The sequence below is a fragment of the Streptomyces sp. BPTC-684 genome (genome assembly GCF_030028635.1).
GTDB classification, from domain to species: domain Bacteria; phylum Actinomycetota; class Actinomycetes; order Streptomycetales; family Streptomycetaceae; genus Streptomyces; species Streptomyces noboritoensis.
In genome coordinates, this window is the sequence record NZ_CP124863.1 from 6307034 (window position 1) to 6330173 (window position 23140).

Sequence of the window (23140 nt, forward strand, 5' to 3'; positions counted from 1 at the left end):
AGCCGCGGAGCGGACTCCTGGAAGTCCGCTGCGGCCCCGGGCGCCCTACAGGGGCGCGGGGAACTGCGCGACCAGCCCAAGACGGCCCGCAGACGACCAACAGCCCCACTCAGCCCCGCGAAGCAAGCCGCCCGAGCGTCTCGATCACCGCACCCGACGCCTCGGACCCCGGCTCGATCAGCGTGTAATGCCCGGTGCCCGGCAGCACGACATGCTCGGCATCCGCATGCACCGCGGCGTAGTCCGTGAACTGCCCCAGCGGCACCTCCTCGTCCACCTCCCCGTGCAGCACCACCGTGCGCACCCCCGTCGTGCCCTTGCCGCGCAGCAGCGTCAGCGGGTCGACCAGCGGGAGCCTCGCCTCGACCTGGTCGGCGCCGCCAAGCAGTTGCAGGCCGGCGCCGTCGCTGAGGTCGTCGCGGATGGTGGCCGCCAGGTCGGTGAGCGGGGCCAGTCCCAGGACCGCCGTGGGCAGCCGGGTGGTGTGCCAGGGCGAGCTCTCCGGCAGCAGCCCGCGCGCCCCGGCCCACAGGGCGAGGTGGCCGCCGGAGCAGTGGCCCGCGAGCACGAAGGGCCGCCCCTGGGGGATCGTGTCGACGGCGAGTGCGATGTCGTCGAAGGTGGCCGGGTAGCCGCCCGCCCCGCCCGACCTGCGGAAGCCCGGCAGGATCGTGGTGAACCCGTGCTGTGCCAGATGGGCCGCGAACGGGGTCAGATGCATCCGGTCATAGCGCCAGTAGCCACCGTGCAGCAGCATCACCAGCGGCGCCTCGGGGTCCTCGGCCGGCCACAGGTCGTACACCTGGTGCGGGTGCGAACCGTACTTGCGGTGTACGGGGGCAAGGACCGGGCGGATGCTCAGCACCCGGCGCTCCTCCTCGACCGCGAACGCGGAAGGGGTCCTAGACATAGCTGCGCGCCGTCCAGAGCTCGGGGAACACGGACCGGTGGGCGCGCTTCTCCAGCCACGCCACGCCCGGGGAGCCGCCGCTGCCCGCCTTGGCGCCCATCGCCCGGCGGGTCGCGAGCAGATGGTCGCTGCGCCAGCGCAGCACCAGCTCGGCGACCTCGGTGAGCTCCTCGCCCAGGCGCACCAGCGGGTCGTCCTGCGGCCCGGCGTAGATCTGCCGCCAGACCTCCTCGACCCAGGAGTCCGGCTGGTACGCCTCCGTCACGTCCCGCTCCACGACGTGCTCCGGCACGGGCAGGCCGCGGCGGTACAGGAAGCGCAGCACCTCGTCGTAGAGCGACGGCTCGGCCAGCGCCTCCTCCAGCTCGGCGTAGACGGCCGGGTGCCCCCGGTGCGCCTGCACCATGGAGCGGGACTTGTCGGCGAGCAGGAACTCCATGTGCCGGTACTGCGCCGACTGGAACCCGGAGGCCTCGCCGAACGCCGCGCGGAACCCGTTGAACTGGGCCGGGGTCAGCGCGGCCAGCGGCGTCCAGGAGTCGTTGAGCGCCTGGTGCGAGCGGCGGCTGCGGCGCAGCGCGTCCATGGCCTGCTCCAGGTCGTCCTTGAGCAACGCGTCCCGGGCCGTGCGCCACTCGTACACGATGAGGGTGAACCACAGCTCCATCACCTGGGTGGTGACGATGAACGCCATCTCACCGGGGTCGTTGGAGAGTGGCCGCTGGAGGGTGGAAAGCAGCGAGGCGTGGACGTAGTCCTCGTACGGCGTCGTCCCCTCGAACTGCACCTGGGGCGCCTCGTCGGCGGCCAAGGACGTGGCGAGGGCGCTGGTCTGCTCGGTCATGGGTCTCCGTAGGTCGTGGGGCGGGCCGGGTGGTCAGACCGGCATTCCGATGTGCGCGCCCCCGGTCGCGTCCAGCCACTGGCCGGTGACCCAGCGCGCGTCGTCACTCGCCACGAACGCGACCACGTCGGCGATGTCCGACGGGCGGCCGATCCGGTTGAAGACGGAGGTGGCCGCGTACGCGTTCAGCACCTCCGGCACCTTCAGGGTCGGGTTGATCTCCGTGTACGTGAAGCCGGGCGCCACCGCGTTCACGGTGATCCCGCGCGCGCCCAGTTCCGGGGCGAGGGCGAGGGTGAGGGTGTCCAGGGCGCCCTTGGTCATCGAGTACGCGGAGATGTTCGGCATGGCGATCCGGGTGACGCCGGAGGAGATGTTGATGATGCGGCCGCCGTCGCGCAGCCGGCCGAGGCCCCGCTGGATGACGAAGAAGGGAGCCTTGACGTTGATCGCGAAGAGCCGGTCGTACTCCTCCTCGCTGACGTCGCCGATCCGCTTCGGCAGGGTGATCCCGGCGTTGTTGACGAGGATGTCCAGGCCGGGCCGGGCGCCGTACTCGGAAAGGCCCTTGTCGAAGGCGGTCCACAGCGCCTCGGCGTCGCCGGGCACCCCGAGCTCGGCGCGGAGCGCGAACGCCCGCCCGCCCGCCGCCTCGATCTCGGCGACGGCCTCCTCGGCGGGCTCGGCGCGGTGCCCGTAGTGGACGGCCACCAGGGCGCCCTCGGCGGCTAGTCGCAGCGAGATCGCCCGGCCGATTCCCCGGCTGCCGCCGGTCACCAGGGCCGTCCGGTCGCTCAGCCTGCCCGTACTGGTCATTCTCCACACTCCTGTGATCTCGGGGGACCGCGCGGTCGTCGCTGCGGTCCGGGGGCGGCAACTCATGTGCTGCGCCCGGGTGTTGGTGCGTCGGGGAGGGTGCTCAGGCGTCGAAGTCGAGCGCGATCTCGTCGGACTCCGGGCGGGCCCGGCACGGCAGGGTGTAGCCCGCGGCCAGCTCCGCCGGGCCCAGGGCGTACTGACGGTCCATCACCGCGCTGCCCCGGACCACCTTGGCGCGACAGCTGCCGCACAGGCCGTCGCGGCAGGAGTACGGGGTCTCGGGCCGGGCGCGCAGCACCGCGTCCAGCACCACGCGGTCCTGGGGCCTCATCGCCGTCTCGGTGGTGCGGCCGTCCAGGCGGGCGGAGATGAGACCGGTGCGGCCCAGCGGCTCCGGGGGCGGCGCGGGCGGGAGGCCGCCGCCGGTGGAGAAGAGCTCGAAGCGCACCCGCGCTTCGTCCGCGCCCCACCGAGTGAGCGCCTCCCGGACGGTCTCCACCAGCCCCCACGGCCCGCACAGATAGAAGTGGGTGCGCTCGTCGGGCTCGGCGCCGAGCAGCGCCAGCAGCTTGGGCAGCCGGGTCGCGTCGATCCGGCCGGAGAGCAGCTCGCTCTCGCGCTGCTCGCGGGAGAGCACGTGCAGGGCGAAGAACCGGCCGACGTGGGCGTCCTTGAGGTCGGTCAGCTCGTCCGCGAGGAGCACCGACTGCGCGCTGCGGTTGGCGTAGACGAGCGAGACCCGGCACCGGGGGTCCTCCCGCAGCGCGGCCGCCGCCATGCTCAGCAGGGGAGTGATGCCGCTGCCGCCCGCCACCAGGACGTGGTGCGCGCCGGGCACGTCCGCCAGGCGGAAGTCGCCGGTGGGCGGGCCGAGTTCGAGGGTGTCGCCGGGGGCGAGCTCCTTGGTGGCGTACTCGGCGAAGCCGTCCGCGCCCAGGCGCTTGACCACCAGACGCAGTCCCGCCGGATCCCGGGGCGGCAGGCAGACCGAGTAGCTGCGGCGCAGCTCGCGTCCCTCGGGCCGGTGCCGTACGACCACGTGCTGGCCGGCCCGGTGCGCGAAGGTGTCCGCGAGCGGGGCGGGCACGGCGAGGCTGATCGCCACCGACTCGTCGCCGACCTGCTCCACGGCGGTCACCGGCAGCCGGTACCAGCCGGTCGCCCGGCGGGCCGACGCCGCGGGGGAGGCGGCGGTGCCGCTAGTCGTCGCTGTCGTCATGAGGGTGCGTCACATCGCCTTCAGATGCGCGAAGGTCTCCTGGCACGAGGTGCACACCAGGACGGCTTGGCAGCGGGTCGCCCCGAACGGGCTCTGCGGCCGGGTCGCCACCGAGCCGCAGTGCGGGCAGGGCACGCCCAGGCCGACCCGGACCGACAGGGGCGCCCCGGCGGGGCCCGGCGGCACGATGCCGTGCTCGGAGAGCTTGCGGCGGCCCTCGTCGGTGATCCAGTCGGTGGTCCAGGCGGGCGAGAGCACCTGCCGCACCCGTGCGTCGGGGTGGCCGCTCTCGGTGAGCACGGCCCGGATCCCGGCCTCGATCGCGGGCATCGCCGGACAGCCCAGGTACGTCGGGGTGATGACGACCTCCAGGGCGCCGTCGTCCGCCGCTTCCACGGCGCGGATGACCCCCAGGTCGGCGAGCGAGATCATCGGGAGTTCGGGGTCGGGCACGGTGTTCACCCGGGCCCGCACCTCGTCGGCGTCCAGTCGGACGGCGCTCACCAGGTGCCTCCCGGGTACTGGAGGCGTACGGACCGGAACTCGGCGAGCAGCGGCGCGAACGCCTCGGTGTGCAGCCCGTCCCGGCCGCCGGTCGCCTGCCACGTAGGTTTGGGCACGGTCAGGCGCGCGTCGTCGAGGACGGCGGCGACCTCCCGCTCCCACTCCTCGCGCAGCCGCGCCGGGGCGACCGCGGTCCCCTCCGCGTCCAGCCGGTCCACCAGGGCGTCCGGCTCGAAGAGTTCGGCCGCGTACGGCCAGACCAGGTCGAGCCCGGCCTGCATCCGGCGGCGGCTCTCGGCGGTGCCCCGGCCCAGGCGCACGGTCCACTGGTCGGCGTGCATCCGGTGGTACTCGACCTCCCTGGCCGCCCGCGCGCCGAAGGCGGCGAGGGTGTCGTCGGAGGACTTCTCCAGGGCGGTCCACAGCAGCCTGCTGTAGTGCGCGTACACCAGCTGGCGGGCGACTGTCACCGCGAAGTCGCCGGGCTCCAGCTCCATCAGGAGCGCGCTGCGGAACTGGCGCTCGGTGCGGTGGTAGGCCAGCTCGTCCTCGCCGCGTCCGGTGCCGTCGAGCTCGCCGCTGTACGCGAGCAGGGTGCGGGCGTGGCCGAGCAGGTCGAGCGCGATGTTGGCGAGCGCCAGGTCCTCCTCGATGGTGGGCGCCCGGGTCACCAGGGCGCACAGCCGCTGGCACAGCACCAGCGCGTCGTCGCCGAGCCGCAGCGCGTACGCGGCGAGATCCGTGTCTTCACCAGTGCGCTCAGCCGTCATGGCCGCTTTCCTCGTTCAACGGGATGTAGTGCTCGGGGTACCGGTACGGCTTGTGGGCGGCGTTGCTGAAGAACGGGTCCTTCTCGCTCGGCGAGGCGGCGTGCACCGAGTCGGAGCGCACCACCCACACCGAGACCGTCTCGCCCCGACGGGTGTACAGATCCCGGGCGTTGGCCAGCGCCATGTCGGCGTCGGCCCCGTGGACCGAGCCCACGTGCTGGTGGGCCAGGCCCCGGCGGGGCCGGATGAACACCTCCCAGGGCGTCAGCACCCGTGCGGACCGCTCACTCATGACACGCGCCTTCCCTCGTCGTCCAGTTCCGCTGACTCCAGCTCACCGTCGGTCAGTTGGGCCGCGTAGGCGTCGACCGCCTCGCGCACCCAGGCGCCGTCCTCGTGCGCCGCCACCCGGTGGGCGAGCCGCTGGCGCGCGCACTGCGAGCCGTCGCCGAGGGCGCCGCGGAACAGCTGCCAGTCGATCGGGCTGAAGTCGTAGTGCCCCCGCTCCTCGTTCCAGCGGATCGCCGGGTCGGGCAGGGTCACCCCCATCCGCTCCGCCTGCGGCACGCAGTTGTCGACGAACCGCTGGCGCAGCTCGTCGTTGGTGTGCCGCTTGATGCCCCAGGCCATCGAGCGCTGCGAGACGGCGGCGCCCATCGCCGCGGTGCGGTCGTCCGCGCCGCCCGCCACGGTGTCCGGCGGGCCGAACATCAGCGCCACCGCGGGCAGCCACCAGCGGTCGACGGCGTCCTGCGCCATCTCCTTCTGCTCGGGCGTCCCCTGGCACAGCGACCACAGCACGTCGTAGCCCTGGCGGACGTGGAACGCCTCCTCCTGGCACACCCGGCGCATCGCCCGGGCGTACGGGCCGTACGAGGTGTGGCACAGCGGCGCCTGGTTGACGACGGCCGCGCCGTCCGTGAGCCAGGCGATGGCCCCGGTGTCGGCCCAGGTCAGGGCCGGGTGGTTGAAGGTGGCCGCATAGCGCTGATGGCCGCTGTGCAGCGCGTCGAGGAGATCGGCGCGCGACACCCCGAGGGTCTCCGCCGCCGAGTAGAGGTAGAGCCCGTGGCCCGCCTCGTCCTGCACCTTGGCCAGCAGACTGGCCTTGCGGTGGAGCGAGGGCGCCCGGGTGAGCCAGGAGCCCTCGGGCTGCATGCCGATGATCTCGGAGTGCGCGTGCTGGGAGATCTGCCGGATCAGCATCCGCCGGTAGCCGTCGGGCATCCAGTCCCGGGGCTCGATCTGCTCCCCGGCCGCGAGCAGCGCCTCGAAGTGCGCGTTGAGCTGCTCCACGCCGTCGACCACCCCTTCGTCCAGGACCGCCGCGGTGGCGGTGCCTTCACAGATGAAGAGGCCTGACCTGGGGCGTTCAATCCCTGCGGGTACATCGTCGGCCCGTGACGAAGGTCACGCGGAGGCCGGGGAGTGTGCGCGGTGAAGTGCGCCTCTCTCTTCGGTAGTCAGTGCAACGAGAGGGGTACGCCATGAGCACCATCAGGACGATGCTGGTCGAGCTGACCGGGACGCCGGAGTTCGCCGAGGCCATCGGGGACGACGAGGACCTCAGCGCCAGCGGGATCGACTCCGGGGACCTGGTCCGCCTCATCCTGCTCATCGAGCAGCGCACCGGCGTCGAGGTGACGGCCGAGGACATGGAGGGCCTGACCACCATCGCGGACTACGAGCGGTTCATCGCGGGCCGCGACGCCGCCACCCCGCAGCAGGGCGCCGCCTGATGTGGCTGACCCAGTTGGCGGAGCGCAACCGCCAGTGCTTCCCGGACCGGACGGCCCTGGTGGACGAGCACCGCTCCGTCACCTGGGCCCAGTTCCACGACCGGGGCGTCAGCCTCGCCCACGGGCTCGCCGGGCTCGGCATCCGGCGCGGTGACCGCGTCGCCGTGCTCTCCCTGGACCGCATCGAGGTCCTGGAGTCGTACTTCGCGCTGGCCCGGATCGGGGCGCTCTTCGTCCCGCTCAACCACAGTCTGACCCCGGCCGAGGTGACCGGGATCGTCGAACGCACCGGCGCCGTCGCCGTGATCGGCGAGGCCGCGCTGCTGGCCCGCCACCCCGATCTGCCGGTGAGCACGCGCATCCCCCTGGACGACGAGGCGTTCGCCGCGCTCGGCGCCGAAGGTGGACCCGCGCTCGACGACATCCCGGACGACGCCCCCGCGGCGATCCTGCACACCTCGGCGACGACCGGCCAGGCCAAGGGCGTCACCGTCGACCACGCCTCGTTCCGGGCCATCGCGCTCGGCTGGCTCGCCGTGTCCCGGCCCGCCGACGACATGGTGCTGGTCAACTGCTGCCCGCTCTACCACGGCAGCATGGTCGTCTCGCTGACCTACATGGCCGCGGGCGCGACCGTGGTCCTGATGCCCGGCTTCAAACCGCAGACCGCGCTGGCCGCCATCGAGACCCACCGCGCCACCCACGTCTGGCTCGTCCCGCAGATGCTGCGCTTCCTGCTGCGCGCCAAGTCCGCCGACACCGCGGACCTCTCGACGCTGCGCGAGATCCTGTACGGGGCCGCGCCCATGCCCCCCGACATCTACGCCGAGGCCGTCGAACGGCTCGGCTGCGGATTCCGGCAGGTGTACGGGATGACCGAGGTCGGCGGCCCGTTCGTCACGCTCGGCCCCGACGAGCACCCGGCGCCCGGCGCGGTGCCCGAGGTGATCCCGGCCGGCCGGGTCGTCCCCGGGATGTCCGCGCGCGCCCTGGACGCACAGGGCCAGGAGGTCGAGCCCGGCGCCATCGGGGAGATCTGCGTACGCGGTCCCGGCCTGATGCGCGGCTACTGGGGCGACGAAGCCGCCACGGCCGAGATCACCGTCGACGGCTGGATCCGCACCGGCGACCTCGGGTTCATCGACCGGGACGGCCTCATCCGGCTGATCGACCGCAGCAAGGACCTGATCATCCGGGCCGGCCAGAACGTCTACCCCTCGGAGATCGAGCGCGCCCTCCAGGCCCACCCGGCGGTGCGCGACGCGGCGGTCGTCGGGGTGCCGGACGAGGACTTCGGCGAGGTCCCGCTGGCGTACGTCGTCGTCGACGAGGGCACCGGAACGGTCGAGTTGCAGGCACATCTCGCGCAGCGCCTGGCCTCGTACAAGCGCCCCCGGCGCATCGAGTTCATCGACCAGGTCCCCCGCAACCCGGCCGGGAAGATCATCAAAAAGCTGCTGCGTGCGTGACGCGGCGGGGCGCGGCGAGATGGACCAGGTGCCGTGCGCCAGTACCGCCCGGCCGGACCCTGCCTCCGGCCGGGCGGGCGCCGAACACGCGGTGCTCCTGCTGCGCCCCGCCTTGCGTGCCCAGGGGCTCTCGCTCGGACTGGTCCGCGTCGACGATCCGGAGGCGCGCCCGGCCGGGCCGGGGGAGTGGGCGTCGGCCGCCGCCATGCCGCCCCCGCGCCGCCGTGACTTCCTCGCCGGACGCTGTGCGGCCCGGCGGGCGCTGGCCGAGGCGGGTCACTCGGCGGGCGAGATCCCCCGGTCCGGCCGACGGCCCCTTTTCCCAGCCGGATTCGAAGGCTCGATCAGCCACTCCGGCGGTCTGGCCGTCGCCCTGGCCGCGCGCGTCCCCGCGCTTGGCTGCGACCTCGAACTGCGGGGCCTGCCCCCGGAGAGCGCCCACATCGTGCTCGGCCCCGACGAGCGGGGCCCGGTCGACGACGCGCCGGACCGGGCCGTCGCCGCGCGGCTGCTGCTGCGTGCCTTCTCGGCCAAAGAGGCCGCGTTCAAGGCGTTCGGCGCCCTGCTCGACAGCGAGGCGCCCGCGACCCTCCTTGGCATCGGGACCCGCCCGGTTCCGGGAGGCTTCCGCGCCTGGCCGAGAGGGCTGCCAGGCCATGTCATCGACGTACGGGTGCGACCGGCCGGGCCGGGCGTGTTCAGCTGGGCCGTCGCACCCGTGGTGTGAACGGGTGCCACGGCCCGACTGCCGTACTACGCCTTCGCGTTGACCAGGACCGCCATGTTGCCCGCCGGGTGCTGGTTGTCGTGGATCAGCTGGTGGGCCTTGCCGATCTCCTCGAAGCCGAGGGTGAGCGACAGGCACGGGTCGAGCAGGCCCTGGTCGATCATGGTGGTCACCTCGCGGGCCTCGCGGGCGTTGGACACGTGGGAGCCCTGCAGCCGCTTCTGGCGCATCCACAGGAACCGCAGGTCCACATCGCCGTTGTAGCCGGTGGTGCCGCCGCAGATGACGACCATGCCCGCGTTGTCGCACAGGTACATGGAGGTCGGGATGGTGTCGGCGCCGGAGTGCTCCAGGACGATCCTGGGGGCCCGGCGCTCGCCGAGGACCTCCCAGAAGCGGCGGCCGAAGGCACGGGCGCCCTTGAGCCACCGGGCCATCGCCTCGTCGTCGGAGGTGTCGGGCAGCCGGCCCCAGTGGTCGAAGTCGCGGCGGTTGATGTAGCCCTTGGCGCCCAACTCCACGCAGTACTCGCCGCGTTCGTCGCTGGAGACCACCGCGATGGGGATGCCGCCGCGCTGCCGCACCAACTGGATCGCCATACAGCCCAGGCCGCCCGCGCCGCCCCAGATCAGCACCGCGTCGCCGGGGCGCACGGTGTGCGGCTCCCAGCCGAAGAGCTGCCGGTAGGCGGTGGCGGCGGTCGCCATGTAGCAGGCGGCCTCCGCCCAGGAGAGCCGCTTCGGCTTGGGGTGGCACTGGTACTCGTCGACGACGGCGAACTGCGCGAACGACCCGTAGTTCTCCTCGTACCCCCACACGCTCTGCGAGGACGAGGTGCAGGGGTCGGCGCCGAGCCGGATGTCCTCGGCGCTCTCGTCCCACACGCTGGCGAGCAGCACGATCTCGTCGCCGGGCTTGAGGCGCACGCCCTCCCCGACGGCCCATACGATGCCGGACGCGTCGGAGCCGCCGATGTGGAAGTCCTCCACGGCGCCGCGCTTCTGCCGGGCGGCTATGACGTCGACCGGGTCGCCGAGCGAGGCCCACACGTTGTTGTAGTTGACGCCCGCCGCCATCACCTTGATGAGCACCTGGCCGGGCCCGACCGGGGGCACGTCGACGACCTCGGTACGGAAGGCGCCGATGGGCGGCCCGTAGCGCTCGGGCCGGATGAGCGAGGCGTACATGCGCTTGGGCGCCTCGCCCAGCGGCGGCGCGTCACCGAGTTCGTACAGGTCCTGGGTCACGGGGTCGCTCCTGAGGGGGTCGCGGGGCGGGCTGCCTCCGCCAGGCGGGCGAGGCAGGCATCGTGGGCGGCGGCGGGTCCGGTGACGTCCCACCCGGCCGGTACGGCGGCGAACGCGGGCCACAGGGAGTGCTCTCCCGCCGCGTTGACGAGCACCAGGTGCGACGGCTCGTCCTCGCCGCGGGGCTCGAACGGACTTGGCACGGTTGTTCCCTTCGTTGCTGCGCGGCCGGGGCCGCGGCGTGCCGCACGGTCGGGTGCGCGGCACGGCGTTCGGGTGGTCATCCGGCGGCGGGCCGCAGGGCGGCGGCAAGCACCGCCCCGATGCGGGCCATCGGCTCCGGCTCGGTCATCTCGTAGTGGCCGCAGGGCACGGCGTGGTCGGTGAGGACGCCGCCGACGTACGGGCGCCAGCTGTCGGCCTTTCCGGTCGCCAGCGACAGGTCGGCCGGGTCGGCGGCGCCGGCGTCCTCGGTGGCGCTGAAGAAGAGCACGTCGCCGCGGAACACCTCGGCGCCGAACTCGCCGGCGATGGCGAGGTTGTTGCGCATCACCCGGGCGATCGCGAGGGCCTCCTCGCGGGTCACCGGCGAGGGGCCGCGCTCCGCGCCGTCCGCGCCGATCAGCCGGATCACCTCGTCGACGTCGCCCGCCCCGCCGTCGGGCATCTCCAGGCCCGCGACGCGCACGAGCAGCGACGCCACCTGGCGCTCGGTCGCGGCCGGGTCGGCGGCCTCGTCCTGGGTCAGCGGGGCGTCCAGCATGGCCAGCAACTCGACCTCCTCGCCCTGCCGTTGCAGCGCGGTGGCCATCGCATGGGCGACGAACCCGCCGTAGGACCAGCCCATCAGCCGGTACGGGCCCTCCGGCTGCACCTCGCGCAGATGGGCGAGGTAGGAGTCGACCATGTCCTTGGCGTCGGCGGCCGGTTCCCGCGTGCCGTCCAGGCCGTGGGCCTGGAGGCCGTAGACCGGCTGGCGGGCCCCGAGGTGGGGCAGCAGCCCGGTGTAGCGCCAGGCGATGCCCGCGCCGGGGTGCACACAGAACAGCGGCCGCTGGTCGCCGTCGGCGCGCAGCGGCAGCAGCGGGGCGAACGCGTCCCGCCCGGCCGCGCCGCCGCGCCCGGCGAGCGCGACGAGCCCCGCGACCGTGGGCGCCGACAGGAAGGCCGCGGCCGGGACGTCAAGGACCCTCTCGGTGCGCATCCGGCCCGCGAGCATCACGGCGCGCATCGAGTCGCCGCCCAGGTCGAAGTAGTTGTCGTGGACGCCGATGCCCTCGATGCCCAGGGCCTCCTCCCAGTGCCCGGCGACGGCGCGCTCCTGCGGGGTCCGGGGTGCGGCGTACTCGGTGGTGAGGTAGGGCCGGGGCGCCCGGCCGGAGCCGCTCCCCGGCGCCGCGTCCTCGTCCGCGCCGGCGGGCGGCTTGGCGCCGGGCGCCTCGATCCAGTGGCGGCGCCGCTCGAAGGCGTACCCCGGCAGCGGCACCCGGCGCGGCTCGCGCGCCTCGTCCGGGCCGGTGATGTCGGCGGGCACGCCCGCGCTCCACAGCCGGCCGAGCGCCTCCGCGAAGACCTGCCCGTCGGGGCTCGCGGCCTTGGCGTGGCGCATGGTCGGGACCGTGGTCACCGGTGCGTCCCCCAGCCGCGCCCCGGCCAGCTTGGCGAGGCTGTCGCCCGGGCCGATCTCGACGAACAGCGGGTTGCCGCGCTGCCACAGCGAGGCGATGCCGTCCGCGAACCGGACCGTGCGGCGGGTGTGGTCGAGCCAGTGCTCGACGCTCGTCGCCTGCTCGTCGGTGACCCAGGTGCCGGTGACATTGGTGATGTACGGGATCCTGGGCGCCCGCAGCGTCACGGTCCGCAGGGCGTCCGCGAAGGCGGGCAGGATCGGGTCCAGGACGTGGGAGTGCGCGGCCGCCGGCATCCGCAGCCGGCGGAAGGCCACCTCGTCAGCGAGCAGCCGCGCCTCCAGGGCCGCCACCGCGTCCTCGCGCCCCGCGACCGTACAGGCGGCCGGTCCGTTGACGGCCGCCAGCGACAAGTCGTCGGTGAGGTAGCCGTGCAGGGCCTCCTCGCCGAGGGCCACGCCCACGGTGGCGCCACCGGCCGAGGCGATCAGCCGGATCCGCTCCGCGACCAGCGGCAGCATCTCCTCCGGCGACATCACCCCGGCCAGCGTGGCCGCGGTGTACTCGCCCAGCGAGTGCCCGATGAACGCGGCGGGCCGCACCCCGTGCTCCATCAGCGCGGTGGCCAGGGCGTATTCGGTGACGACCAGGGCCAGGAAGGCGTCGACGCCGCCGGGTTCGGTGTGCTCGTACAGCGCGGTGCGCAGATCGCGGCCGGTCACGGGCCGCAGGATCGCGGCGCACCGGTCGACGGCGTCCCGGTAGACCGGCAGGTCGCGGTAGAGCCCGGCGCCCATGCCGATGTACTGGGTGCCGCCGCCGGGCAGCAGGAACGCGACCGGCGGGGCGTCCTCGCCGCGCACCTCGGCGGGCGCCTGGAACGGGTGAAGGAGGATCCGCGCGGCCTGCTCGGCGCTCCGCGCCGCCACCGCCGCCCGGTGGGGCATGGCGGGGCGGTCGGTGCGCAGGGTGTGGGCGACGTCCGCCAGGTCGAGCCCGGGGTGCTCGGTGAGGTGGCGCCCGAGCTTCTCGGCCTGTCCGCGCAGGGCGCCGGGGGTGCGGGCGGAGAGCGGCAGCACGTGCCAGCGCGGGTTCTCCTCCTGGCGCGGAGCCGGTGCGGTCGGTGCGGGCGGGGCCTCCTCCACGATCACATGGGCGTTGGTGCCGCCGACCCCGAACGCGCTGACGGCGGCCCGGCGCGGCCCGGCGCCGGACTCCCAGTCCTCCAGCGTGGTGGGGACCCGGAACGGGCTCGCCGCGAAGTCGATCAGCGGGTTGGGCTGCTCGAAGTGGAGGGTCGGCGGAATCTGCCGATGCTCCAGGGCCAGCACGATCTTGATGAAGCCGGCGATCCCGGCGGCGGCGCCCAGGTGGCCGATGTTGCTCTTGACCGACCCCAGGGCGCAGAACTGCCTGCGCCCGCTGCTCTCGCGGAACGCCCGGGTCAGGGCGGCCACTTCGATGGGGTCCCCGATACGGGTGGCGGTGCCGTGGGCCTCCACATAGCCGATGGAGTCCGCGTCGACGCCCGCGGCCACCTGGGCGGCCAGGATCGCCTCCGTCTGCCCCTCGGTGCTGGGCGCGGTGAAACCGACCTTGCGACGGCCGTCGTTGTTGATGGCCGAGCCCCGGATCACCGCGCGGACGCGGTCGCCGTCGGCGAGGGCGTCCTCCAGGCGCTTGAGGACGACCATGCCGACGCCGTCGCCCGAGGAGGTGCCCGCCGCGTCGGCGGCGAACGCCCGGCAGCGCCCGTCCGGCGAGAACGGCCCGTCGGGCACGTGCCGGTAGCCGAGCAGCGCCGACGGGTTGAGGGAGGCGGCCCCGGCGAGCGCGACGTCGCACCGGTAGTCGATCAGGTCCTGGCAGGCGGTGTGGATCCCGACGAGCGCGGTGGAACACGCCGTCTGGAGCGACAGGCTGGGCCCGGTCAGGCCCAGTTCGTACGAGATCCGGGTGGCCAGGGTGCCCAGCGAGTTGCTGGTGGCCGCGTGGACCAGGGCGACCGAGGCGCTCTGTCCGGCGAAGCGGGGGTGGACGTGGCCCGGGTAGTAGCGGCTGTCGCCCGCCCCCGCGTACACACCGACCTGGAGGTCTCCGTGGCCGTCGGCGTATCCAGCCTCCTCCAGGGCGTGGTAGGCGCACTCCAGGAGGAGGCGCTGCTGCGGGTCGACGACCTCGGCCTCGGCCGGGCTGTAGCCGAAGAACGCGGAGTCGAACCGGTCGATGCCCTCGACCACCGAGGCCATCCGCACCAGGTCCGGGTCGTCGAGGCTCGCGGGGTCGCCGCCCGCCGCCAGGAACTCCTCGTCGCTGATGGGCCGGATCGACTCCCGCCCGGCCGCGAGGTTCTCCCAGAACTCCTCGACCGTGTCGGCGCCGGGGAAGCGCGCCGCCATGCCGACGACCGCGATCGCCGTGTCGGGCCCGTACTCCGCCCGGTCCGTCTCATCCATCGTTGCGGGATCCATCGTTGCGGGGTCCTTCGTGCTCGGTGTGCGGGGTGTTCGGGGCGGGGCGGCGGGAGGCCCGCGCGGCCCGCTGGCGCTCGGCCCGCTGCCGTACGCGGTCGAGTCCGGTGGCCGGGGCGCTGTCCGGCGCCGTGGCGGGCGCGGCGCCACCGGCGCCGATGTCGGTGAGGTGGCGGGCCAGCGCCCGGACGCTGGGGTGGCTGAACAGGTCCACCACGCTCAGCTCGCAGCCGAGCTCCTCGTTGACCGCGCCCTGGGCGCGGACCAGGAGCAGCGAGTGGCCGCCGAGGTCGAAGAAGTTCTCCTCGACGCCGACCCGGTCGCGCTCCAGGACGCGGCACCAGATGGCGCTGAGGATCTTCTCCAGGCGGCGCAGCCCCTCGGCGGAGTCGTCCGAGGCTCCGGCCGCCTCGGCCGTCGACGAACCGGCCGCGCGCAGCACCCAGTCGCCGGTGGCCCCGGCCGCGTCGGCGGACTTCCCGGCCGCCGCGTACAGGGCGCCGAGGTCGGCGCCGTCCTCCAGGACCACCCGGCCCGCCAGGCGGTGCACCGGGCGCGGCGGCGCCTGGACGTGGCCGCGCACCCAGGGCATGGCCCGGTCCGTGCCGATCAGCAGGTGCGGCTCGTCCAGCGTGCGGGCCAGGTCGAACGAGCGCAGTGCGGCGGAGGCGTCCAGGACGCGGTAACCGCGCGCCTCCGTCAGCGACTTGAGCCCGTACCCCTCGCTCATGCCGAGCTCGTCCCACATGCTCCACGCCAGGCTCTGCGCGTCCACACCGGCGCCCCGCTGATGGGCGGCGAGGGCGTCGAGGAACGCGTTGGCGGCGGCGTAGGAGCTGCTCATGGAGCCGCCGAAGTAGCCGTTGACCGAGGAGAACGAGACGAACGACCCGGCCGACTGCTCCTGGGCGAGCCGGTGCAGCGCCCAGCCGCCGGTGACCTTCGCGGCCAGCGCCGCACGCCACTCCTCCAGGCCCAGATCGGCCACCGCCCGCTGCTCGAAGCGGCCCGCGAGGTGCACCACCCCGGCCAGCGGGGCCGACCAGGCGGCGGACGCCTCGTCGACGACGGCGCGCAGCGCGTCCAGGTCGGTGATGTCCGCGCTCGCGTACCGCACGTCGCCCAGCTCGCGCAGGCTCCGGTACGTCTCGATCCGGCGGGCGAGCGCCCCGCCCTCGGCGAGGTGCTTGTCCCAGCTGTCCTCGTCGGGGAGTTGGGTGCGCCCGACCAGCAGCAGCCGGGTGCCCGGCGTCCTGAGCAGGTGCTCCGCGAGCCGCCCGGCCACTCCGCCCAGACCGCCGCTGACGAGGCGGAACCCCTCGGCGACGGGCACCGCGGTGCGCGGCAGGGGATCGGGCAGCGGAGCGAGGCGGCGGATCCAGCGCTGCCCGTCGCGGAAGGCCACCTCGGCGTCGGCCACCGGCGCGGCGGCCTCCGCGAGCAGCAGCTCGGCGGTCTCCTGCGGGCTGCCCCCGGCCGCCAGGTCCACCTGGACGGTGCTCAGCCACGGCAGCTCCTCGCGCAGGCTCTTGAGGAGCCCGCCGACGGCGCCGTGTACGTACGAGGGGCGCTCGTCCGGGCGCACCGCCTGGCCCTCCACGCCGACGAAGTGGACGGCGACGCGGCGGCCCGGGGTGTGACGGGCCGTCAGTGCCTGGGCGAGGCAGAGCAGTGAGTCGGCGCCGTCGCGCTGGGCGTCGAGCAGCTCGCCCACGCTCTCCGGTTCGCCGCTCGCGGTGCCGAGCGCGCCCAGGTGCAGGACGGTGTCCACGGGCCGGTCGTCCGCCGCGAGCCCGTCGAGCAGGCGCCCGTAGTCCTCGGCCGCGTCGACGCGCACCCGGTAGGCGGCGGCGTCGAGCCGGGCGAACTCCGGTCCGGCGGTGACCACCGTGCACCGGGCACCGCGTACGCGCAGCCGCTCCGCGACGGCGTCGGCCACCTCGGCGGCCGGTGCGTGGCGCCCGGCAAGGACCAGGGTGTGCCCGCCGGGCGCGGCCGGGGCGTGGAGGCGCTCGGCACGCTGCCACACCGGGCGCAGGAACCAGTCCGGCACGGTCGCGGTGCTGCCCAGCAGGATCTCCGACGCCTGGGCGACCTGGTCGAACTCGCCCGCCTCGAACCGCTTGCGCAGCTGGGTGCGCTGGATCTTCCCGATCTCCGTCTTGGGGATCACGGCCGCCTCGACCGGCATCAGGTGCGCCGGGCTGATGCCGATCTCCCGGGTGACCTTGCCGCGGACGGCGCGCAGCGCCTCGGTGACGTCGGTGCCCTCCTCCACGTGGAAGAAGAGCGCGAGCTCGTCGGTGCCCGCCGTCGGGTCGGTGCGCACCGCGCAGGCCGCCGTGAAACTCCGTACCACGAAGGGCAGTTCCTCGACGCAGGACTCGATCTCGTGGCTGTAGTGGTTGACGCCGTTGACGATGATGACGTCCTTGGCGCGGCCGGTGATGTAGAGCTCGCCGGAGCGCAGGAAGGCCAGGTCGCCGGTCTCGAACCAGCCCTCGGGGGTGAACGACTCGGCGTTCGCCTTCGGGTTGTCGTGGTAGGCGGCGGTCACGGTGGTGCCGCGCACCTGGAGCCGGCCCGCGGTGCCCTCCGCGACGATACGGTCCTGGTCGTCCACGATCCGCATGGCGAAGCCCGGGTAGGGCAGCCCGCAGCTGACGAACGTCTCCTCGCCGGGCAGCGGCTCGGCCGCGAGCACGGTGTCGGTGACCACCGAGGAGGTCTCGGACATGCCCCAGCACGGGTGCATGACGTCCTGCGGCAGCCCGAACGGCTTGAGCACCTCCAGGAAGCGCCGCGCGGTCGCGGCGACGACCACCTCGCCCGCGTTCATCACCAGACGTACGGGCGACAGGTCCCAGGGCCGCCCGGCCATCCGGTGCGCCTGCTCGCTGACCAGGCCGAACGCGAAGTTGGGCGCCCAGGTGACACTGGCCCGGTGCCGGTGCGCCAGGTCCATCCAGCGCAGCGGGTCCTCCAGGATCCAGGAGGTCGGCGCGTGCACCTGGCGGCAGCCCAGATAGACGTCGCGCAGATGGAACATGACCACACCGGTGACGTGGTCGAGCGGGATCCAGTTGACCGAGACGTCGTGCTCGGTCAGGGAGTTGAGGGAGGCGGTGGCCGCCGCGCGGGTCAGGACGTTGCGGTGGCTGAGCCGGACCGCCTTGGGCAGCCCGGTGCTCCCCGAGGTCAGCAGCATCAGCACCACGTCGTCGGGTCGGGCCGGGTGCCAGTCGCCGTCGGCCGGTCCCTCGCGCAGGGCGTCCGTGGTGGTGAGCCGCAGGCCGTCCCACGCGCGCCGCGCGGCGAGGTCGCGCAGACCCGCCTCGCCGGACGCGGAGGTGATGATCCAGGGGCGGTGCAGCATCTCCCACACGCCCTCCAGCTTGGTCAGGGGCGCCGACGCCGTCGCGTACGAGACGGGGACGGTCAGCGGCACCGTGACGAAGCCGCCCAGGACACAGCCCCACAGCGTGGCGAGGAAGTCCTCGGTGTCCTCGCACTGGAGGATCACCTGGTCACCGGGGCGCAGCCCGAGCTCGCGCAGACCGCCCAGGACGCGGGAGGCCTCCTCGATCAGCGAGGCGTAGCTGCGCCGGGTCTCGGTGCCGTCGGCGCGGACGTGGACGACCTCGGCGTGCGGGCCGCCCTCGGCCGCCCGCCGCAGCGCCTCGGCCCAACTGCCCACGGTCGGCTCGGGCAGCTCGGGCCCTTCGCTCAGCGCGGGCACGGCCGTGCCGGCGTCGGCGCCGGAGGTGTGCGCGGGGGTGTCCGTGCGCGCGGAGGACGAGCCGATGTACAACCGGCCGAGCCGCTCGGTGACTTCCTCCAGGGCCACGGTCGCCGAGCGGACGCCCGGCAGCCCGGTCAGGCCGCGCTCCCACTGCTCGGCGGCCTCGGTGTCGATGACGGGCAGTCGGCCGAGCGCCTCGGTGTCCAGGGTGCCGTCGGGGTTCCTGGGCAGGTCGCTCACGGCGGCGATCCGGGGAGCGCGTTCGGGGTCGGTGCGGCGCAGGGCGCGGGCCGCCTGCTCGGCCGCGGCGGCCCGGGTGGGCACGGCGAACACGGTCGGCCGCCCGTCCGCGCCCGCCACGGCCACGGCGTCGCGCAGATCGCCCCGGGCCAGGAGTTCGCGCTCCAGGTCCGTCGGGTCGGACTCGGCGTCCGCCGCCTCGGCCCGGACGGCGGGCTCGGGGGCGGGCAGGGCGCCGAGGCGCAGGCCGGGGTCGTCGGCCACGGCGGCGAGCAGGGCGTGCAGGGCCCGCGCCGCGCGCTCCACGGTCGCGTGGTCGAACAGGTCGGCGGCGTACTCGATGTGGCAGGCGAGGCCGTCCCCGGCGCCGTCCTGTCCGCGGTGCTCCACCACGTCGACGAAGAGGTCGAACTTGGCGGTGCCGGTGGCGCTGGGCCGCAGCGGCGCCTCGGTGCCGCCGAGCCGCAGCACGGCCTCGGTGTTGTTCTGCAGGGCGAGCATGACCTGGAAGAGCGGGTGGCGGGCCGGGGTGCGGGCCGGGTTGAGCTCCTCCACGAGCCGGTCGAAGGGCAGGTCCTGGTGGTCGTAGGCGGCCAGGTCGAAGTCCCGTACGCGGCCGAGCAGTTCGCGAAACTCGGGGTCGCCCGAGGTGTCGGTGCGCAGGACCAGCGAGTTGGCCATCAGGCCGATCAGGTCGTCGAGCGCCTCGTCCGCGCGCCCGGCCACGGGGGTGCCGACGGGGATGTCCGTGCCCGCGCCCCAGCGGGTGAGCAGGGCGGCCAGGGCGCTCTGCAGCACCATGAACAGGCTCGCGCCGCTCTCGTCGGCGAGGCGCAGCAGCGCGCGGTGCAGCTCGGGGGCGACGTCGAGGGTCAGATGGCCGCCGCGGCGGCCCGGGGCCTGGGGGCGGGGCCGGTCGGCGGGCAGCGGGATCTCCACGGGAAGGCCGCCGAGCGCGTCCTTCCAGAAGTCGAGCTGACGACTCGTCACATCACTGGAGTCCGACAGCAGTTCGCGCTGCCACAGCGTGTAGTCGGCGTACTGGACCGGAAGTTCGTCCCAGCTCGGGTCGCGGCCCTCGGCGCGGGCCGCGTACGCGGCGGACAGGTCCTCGGCCAGCGGGCGCAGCGACCAGCCGTCGGCCGCGCTGTGGTGCAGGACGACCACCAGCGTCCGCGCCGCCCCCGTCCCGTACAGACCGGCCCACAGCGGCTGGTCCCGGGTGAGGTCGAACCGGTGCCCGCGGGCGAGGGCGACATACGCCTCGACCTCCTGCGCGGGGCAGTCGACGACGTGCAGCACGGGCCGCAGGGCGCCCGGCGCGGCTATCTCCTGGCGGGGGGTGCCGCCGGTCTCCGGGAGCAGGGTGCGCAGGCTCTCGTGCCGGTCGGCGACATCGGCCAGGGCCGCCCGCAGGGCGTCCACGTCGATGTCCCGCTCCAGCGGGACCACCAGCGGAATGTTGTACGTGGCGGCCGCCCCGTCCAGCTGGTTGAGGAACCACATGCTCTGCTGGGTGGCGGAGAGCGGCACCGGGTCCGGCCGCTCGGCGCGGACCAGCGGCGGCCGGGCGGTGCCGGAGCCGTCGGACGTGATGTGGGTGGCGAGCGCCGCCGGGGTGGGCAGGGCGAAGAAGGCGGCCATGGAGACCTCGGCGCCGGTGGCCGCGCGCAGCCGGGTCATCAGCCGGGTGGCGAGCAGCGAGTGCCCGCCCAGGTCGAAGAAGTTGTCGTCGGCGCCGACCGTCCCCTCCGGCAGCCGCAGCAGCTCCTCGTAGAGGCGGCACACCAGCGCCTGGGACCCGGTGGCCGGGGTGCGGCCGGTGGCCGCGGCGGCGAAGTCGGGGGCGGGCAGGGCCTTGGCGTCCAGCTTGCCGTTGGCCGTCAGCGGCAGCGCGTCCAGGACCACGCACGCGCTGGGCACCATGTGCTCGGGCAGCGACTCGGCCAGATGGGCGCGCAGTTCGGCCGGCTCCGGACGCGATCCGGGGGCGGGGACCGCGTACGCCACGAGGATCCGGTCGGCCGCTCCCTCGGTCTCCCGGGTCACCACGGCGGCCCGGGCCACGCCCGGGTGGCCGACGAGCGCGGCCTCGATCTCGCCGGGCTCGATGCGGAAGCCGCGGATCTTCACCTGCTGGTCGGAGCGGCCCGCGTACTCCAGCGTGCCGTCGGCCGCGCGCCGGGCCAGGTCGCCGGTGCGGTACATCCGCTCGCCCGGCGCGCCGAAGGGGTCGGCGACGAACCGCTCGGCGGTCAGCTCGGGGCGGTCGAGGTAGCCGAGGGCGAGACCGGGGCCCGCCACGTACATCTCGCCCACCCGGCCGGGCGGAACCGACTGGAGGCAGTGGTCGAGGACGTACACCCGAAGGTCCGGGAGCGCGGTGCCGATGACGCTGCGGGCGCGCGGGTCCTCGATCAGCTCGCGGGTGACGCGCTGGTGGGTGACGTGCACGGTGGTCTCGGTGATGCCGTACATGTTGACGAGGGCGGGCGACTGGTCGCCGTGCCGCTCCAGCCAGGGGCGCAGATGCGCGGGCTCAAGGGCCTCGCCGCCGAACACCACGTACCGCAGGGCGAGCGGGCCGCCCTCGTCGCCGGCCTCCTGGTCGGCCTGGACGAGCTGCTGGAAGGCGGACGGCGTCTGGTTGAGGACGGTGACGCCCTCGCTCCGCAGCAGCCGCAGGAAGTCGCGCGGGGAGCGGCTGGTGTCGTACGGGACGACGACGAGCCGGCCGCCGTGCAGCAGCGGCCCCCAGATCTCCCAGACGGAGAAGTCGAAGGCGTACGAGTGGAAGAGCGTCCACACGTCGTCCGGGCCGAAGGCGAAGTGGGCGGCGGAGGTCTCGAAGAGCCGCACGACGTTGGAGTGCGGGATCACCACGCCCTTGGGGCGGCCGGTGGAGCCCGAGGTGTGGATGATGTACGCGGGGTCGCGCGGGGTGAGCGGTGTCGGGCGGTCGGCGTCGGTGAGGTCGGTGTCCGGGCGCGCCGCGAGGTCGCGCTCGACGGCCGCGTCCCCGATGACCACGGCGGCGGCGCCGGTCCGAGGCAGCGTCGGCGCGGTGCGCGCGTCGGTGACGAGCAGCGCGGGCGCGGCGTCCTCGGCCACCGCGCGGATGCGCTCGGCCGGGTAGCCGGGGTCCAGCGGCAGGTACGCGGCGCCGGACTTGACCACGGCGAGCAGAGCGACGACGAGCTCCGGCGAGCGGGGCAGCGCCAGGGCCACCACCTGGCCCGGCCCGGCGCCGCGCTCGACGAGCAGGCGGGCGATCCGGTTGGCGCGGGCGTTGAGCTCGGCGTAGGTCAGCGAGACGCCCTCGTACGTCACGGCGACGGCGTGCGGAGTACGGGCGGCCTGGGCCTCGAAGCGGGTGGGCAGGACGGCGTCGGGCGCGGTGCGCGCGGCCTCGGCGGGCGCGTACTCCGGTGCCTCACCGGGGAGCAGCAGGCTCGTGCGGGCGAGCGGCAGGGTGGCGTCGGCCTCGGCGAGCTGGTCGAGCAGGAGCAGCAACCGCTGCTGGTGGTCTTCGAGTTCGGCCTCGGTGTACAGGGCCGGGTTGGCGTCGAAGGCGATCCACAGCCCTTCGCCGCCCGCGCCGGGCCGGACGCTGATCTGGAGGTCTTCGACGGCGCCGCCGGACAGGTGGTGCGAGGTGGTGCGGTGGCCGCCGAAGGGCGGCTCCTCGTCGAACGGGACGAGGTTGACGACCGGCCCGTACAACCGCCGTGCCCCGCCGATGAGTTTGAGGTCGCGGCGCAGGTCCTCGGCCCGGTACTGCTGGTGCCTGCGGACGTCGCGTAACTCCGCGGCGACGGCCGCGACCAGCTCACCGGCCGTGGTGGCGGGGGTGACGGCGAGGCGCAGCGGCAGGATGTTGGACGCCGTGCCGGGGGTGCGCAGGGCGGTGGAGCCGAGCCGGCTCATGGTGGGCAGGCCGAGCACGATGTCGTGCTGCGCGGTGACCCGGTGCAGATAGGCGGCGACGGCGGCGACGACGAGGTCGTTGCGCGCCCCGCCCAGGCGGGTGGCCGCGGTGGACAGCCGCTCGGTGTCGGCGGCGGAGAGCAGGGAGGTGCGGCGCAGGAAGGAGGCGGCGGGCGGTGCGACGGCCTCGGTGAGTCCGGTGGCGCCCAGGGAGTCGGCGAACCGGCCGGTCCAGTAGGCGCGGTCGCGTACGAAGCGGTCCGAGGCCCGGTAGGCCGTCTCCTCGTCGAGCAGCCGGCTCACCGGGGCGAACGGGCTCCCGGCCACCTCGCGGCCGTCCGCGAGGGCCGCGTAGACCTCGGACAGGCGCCGGGCGACCAGCTTGTAGCTGTAGCCGTCGAGGAGGATGTGGTGGGCCCGCAGGAACCAGAAGAAGCGGTCGGGGGCCACGGTGAAGAGGGCGTGGGTGAACAGCGGCCCTTCGGAGAGGTCGGCGGCCGTCGCCATGTCGGCGCGTATCCATGCCTCGGCCGCCGCGCGCGGGTCGGCCTCGCCGCTGACGTCCACCAGCCGCAGCGGCCAGTCGTCACCGCCGGTCGGCGTGGAGCGGGGGCCGTCGGCGGTGTCGGTGAAGCGCAGGGCGAAGGTCCGCGCCTCGCCGACGGTGCGGCGCAGCGCGGTCTCGAACAGCGCGGTGTCCACGGGCCCGTGGATCTCCACGTACTCGGCGGTGTTGTAGGCGGCGTTCGCGGGGTCGAGCCGCTGGGCGAACCAGAGTCCCTGCTGGGCTCCGGTCAGCGGGCTACTGGTGTCCTCCTGGACAGACATGGCACCAACCCTCATTAGGCGTCTGTGAAATTCTCGGCACGCGGAAAGAGCCCGCG

15 protein-coding genes are annotated in these 23140 nt (G+C 74.3%); 3 read left to right on the forward strand and 12 right to left on the reverse strand.

From position 1 onward, the window contains the following. Positions 1–109: 109 nt before the first annotated feature. The 8 genes from QIY60_RS28110 to paaA all read right to left on the reverse strand — a co-directional run bounded on the left by QIY60_RS28110 (position 110) and on the right by paaA (position 6362). Positions 110–910: an alpha/beta hydrolase gene (locus tag QIY60_RS28110; RefSeq protein ID WP_283144967.1), complete on the reverse strand. Its 801-nt coding sequence runs from the start codon at positions 908–910 to the stop codon at positions 110–112. Then, positions 903–1754 carry a tryptophan 2,3-dioxygenase family protein gene (locus QIY60_RS28115; protein ID WP_283144968.1) on the reverse strand — a complete coding sequence of 284 codons (852 nt, stop codon included), beginning with the start codon at positions 1752–1754 and terminating at the stop codon, positions 903–905. Before QIY60_RS28115 ends, QIY60_RS28110 begins: the two co-directional genes overlap by 8 nt. 33 nt (positions 1755–1787) lie before the next feature. Further along, a complete protein-coding gene (locus QIY60_RS28120; RefSeq protein ID WP_283144969.1) occupies positions 1788–2570 on the reverse strand; it encodes an SDR family oxidoreductase in 783 nt (260 codons plus the stop codon). Positions 2571–2673: 103 nt separating this feature from the next. Continuing rightward, positions 2674–3792, reverse strand: coding sequence for a 2Fe-2S iron-sulfur cluster-binding protein (locus tag QIY60_RS28125; protein ID WP_283144970.1), 1119 nt, complete (start codon positions 3790–3792; stop codon positions 2674–2676). A 9-nt stretch (positions 3793–3801) separates the two neighbouring features. Continuing rightward, a complete protein-coding gene (gene paaD / locus QIY60_RS28130; RefSeq protein WP_283146103.1) occupies positions 3802–4299 on the reverse strand; it encodes a 1,2-phenylacetyl-CoA epoxidase subunit PaaD in 498 nt (165 codons plus the stop codon). Then, positions 4293–5066: a 1,2-phenylacetyl-CoA epoxidase subunit PaaC gene (gene paaC, locus QIY60_RS28135; protein ID WP_283144971.1), complete on the reverse strand. Its 774-nt coding sequence runs from the start codon at positions 5064–5066 to the stop codon at positions 4293–4295. Before paaC ends, paaD begins: the two co-directional genes overlap by 7 nt. Beyond that, positions 5056–5358 carry a 1,2-phenylacetyl-CoA epoxidase subunit PaaB gene (gene paaB / locus QIY60_RS28140; protein ID WP_101386676.1) on the reverse strand — a complete coding sequence of 101 codons (303 nt, stop codon included), beginning with the start codon at positions 5356–5358 and terminating at the stop codon, positions 5056–5058. Before paaB ends, paaC begins: the two co-directional genes overlap by 11 nt. Then, the gene (paaA, locus tag QIY60_RS28145; protein WP_283144972.1) at positions 5355–6362 is read right to left on the reverse strand and encodes a 1,2-phenylacetyl-CoA epoxidase subunit PaaA; all 1008 of its coding nucleotides are present in this window, start codon (positions 6360–6362) and stop codon (positions 5355–5357) included. Before paaA ends, paaB begins: the two co-directional genes overlap by 4 nt. A gap of 191 nt (positions 6363–6553) precedes the next feature. On the opposite strand from paaA, the gene QIY60_RS28150 reads away from it, so the two are divergent. The 3 genes from QIY60_RS28150 to QIY60_RS28160 are packed head-to-tail and all read left to right on the forward strand — an operon-like array spanning position 6554 to position 9001. Further along, on the forward strand, positions 6554–6805 hold the full coding sequence (locus QIY60_RS28150; RefSeq protein WP_101386674.1) for an acyl carrier protein: 252 nt from the start codon (positions 6554–6556) through the stop codon (positions 6803–6805). Further along, a complete protein-coding gene (locus tag QIY60_RS28155) occupies positions 6805–8274 on the forward strand; it encodes an AMP-binding protein (protein WP_283144973.1) in 1470 nt (489 codons plus the stop codon). The genes QIY60_RS28150 and QIY60_RS28155 overlap by 1 nt, the downstream gene beginning before the upstream one ends. Then, complete coding sequence (locus QIY60_RS28160; protein WP_283144974.1) at positions 8267–9001, forward strand: 4'-phosphopantetheinyl transferase superfamily protein; 735 nt, start codon at positions 8267–8269, stop codon at positions 8999–9001. The genes QIY60_RS28155 and QIY60_RS28160 overlap by 8 nt, the downstream gene beginning before the upstream one ends. 26 nt (positions 9002–9027) lie before the next feature. Here QIY60_RS28160 and ccrA read toward each other — a convergent pair whose 3' ends face one another. The 4 genes from ccrA to QIY60_RS28180 form a co-directional block, all read right to left on the reverse strand. After that, positions 9028–10188 (reverse strand): crotonyl-CoA carboxylase/reductase, encoded by a 1161-nt coding sequence (gene ccrA / locus QIY60_RS28165; RefSeq protein ID WP_283146104.1) that lies wholly within the window; start codon positions 10186–10188, stop codon positions 9028–9030. 56 nt (positions 10189–10244) lie between these two features. Beyond that, on the reverse strand, positions 10245–10451 hold the full coding sequence (locus QIY60_RS28170; RefSeq protein ID WP_283144975.1) for an MbtH family protein: 207 nt from the start codon (positions 10449–10451) through the stop codon (positions 10245–10247). 77 nt (positions 10452–10528) lie between these two features. Continuing rightward, a complete protein-coding gene (locus QIY60_RS28175) occupies positions 10529–14332 on the reverse strand; it encodes a beta-ketoacyl synthase N-terminal-like domain-containing protein (RefSeq protein ID WP_283144976.1) in 3804 nt (1267 codons plus the stop codon). Further along, entirely contained in the window at positions 14325–23084 is an 8760-nt protein-coding gene (locus QIY60_RS28180; protein ID WP_283144977.1) for a non-ribosomal peptide synthetase, read from the reverse strand. Before QIY60_RS28180 ends, QIY60_RS28175 begins: the two co-directional genes overlap by 8 nt. Positions 23085–23140: the final 56 nt, after the last annotated feature.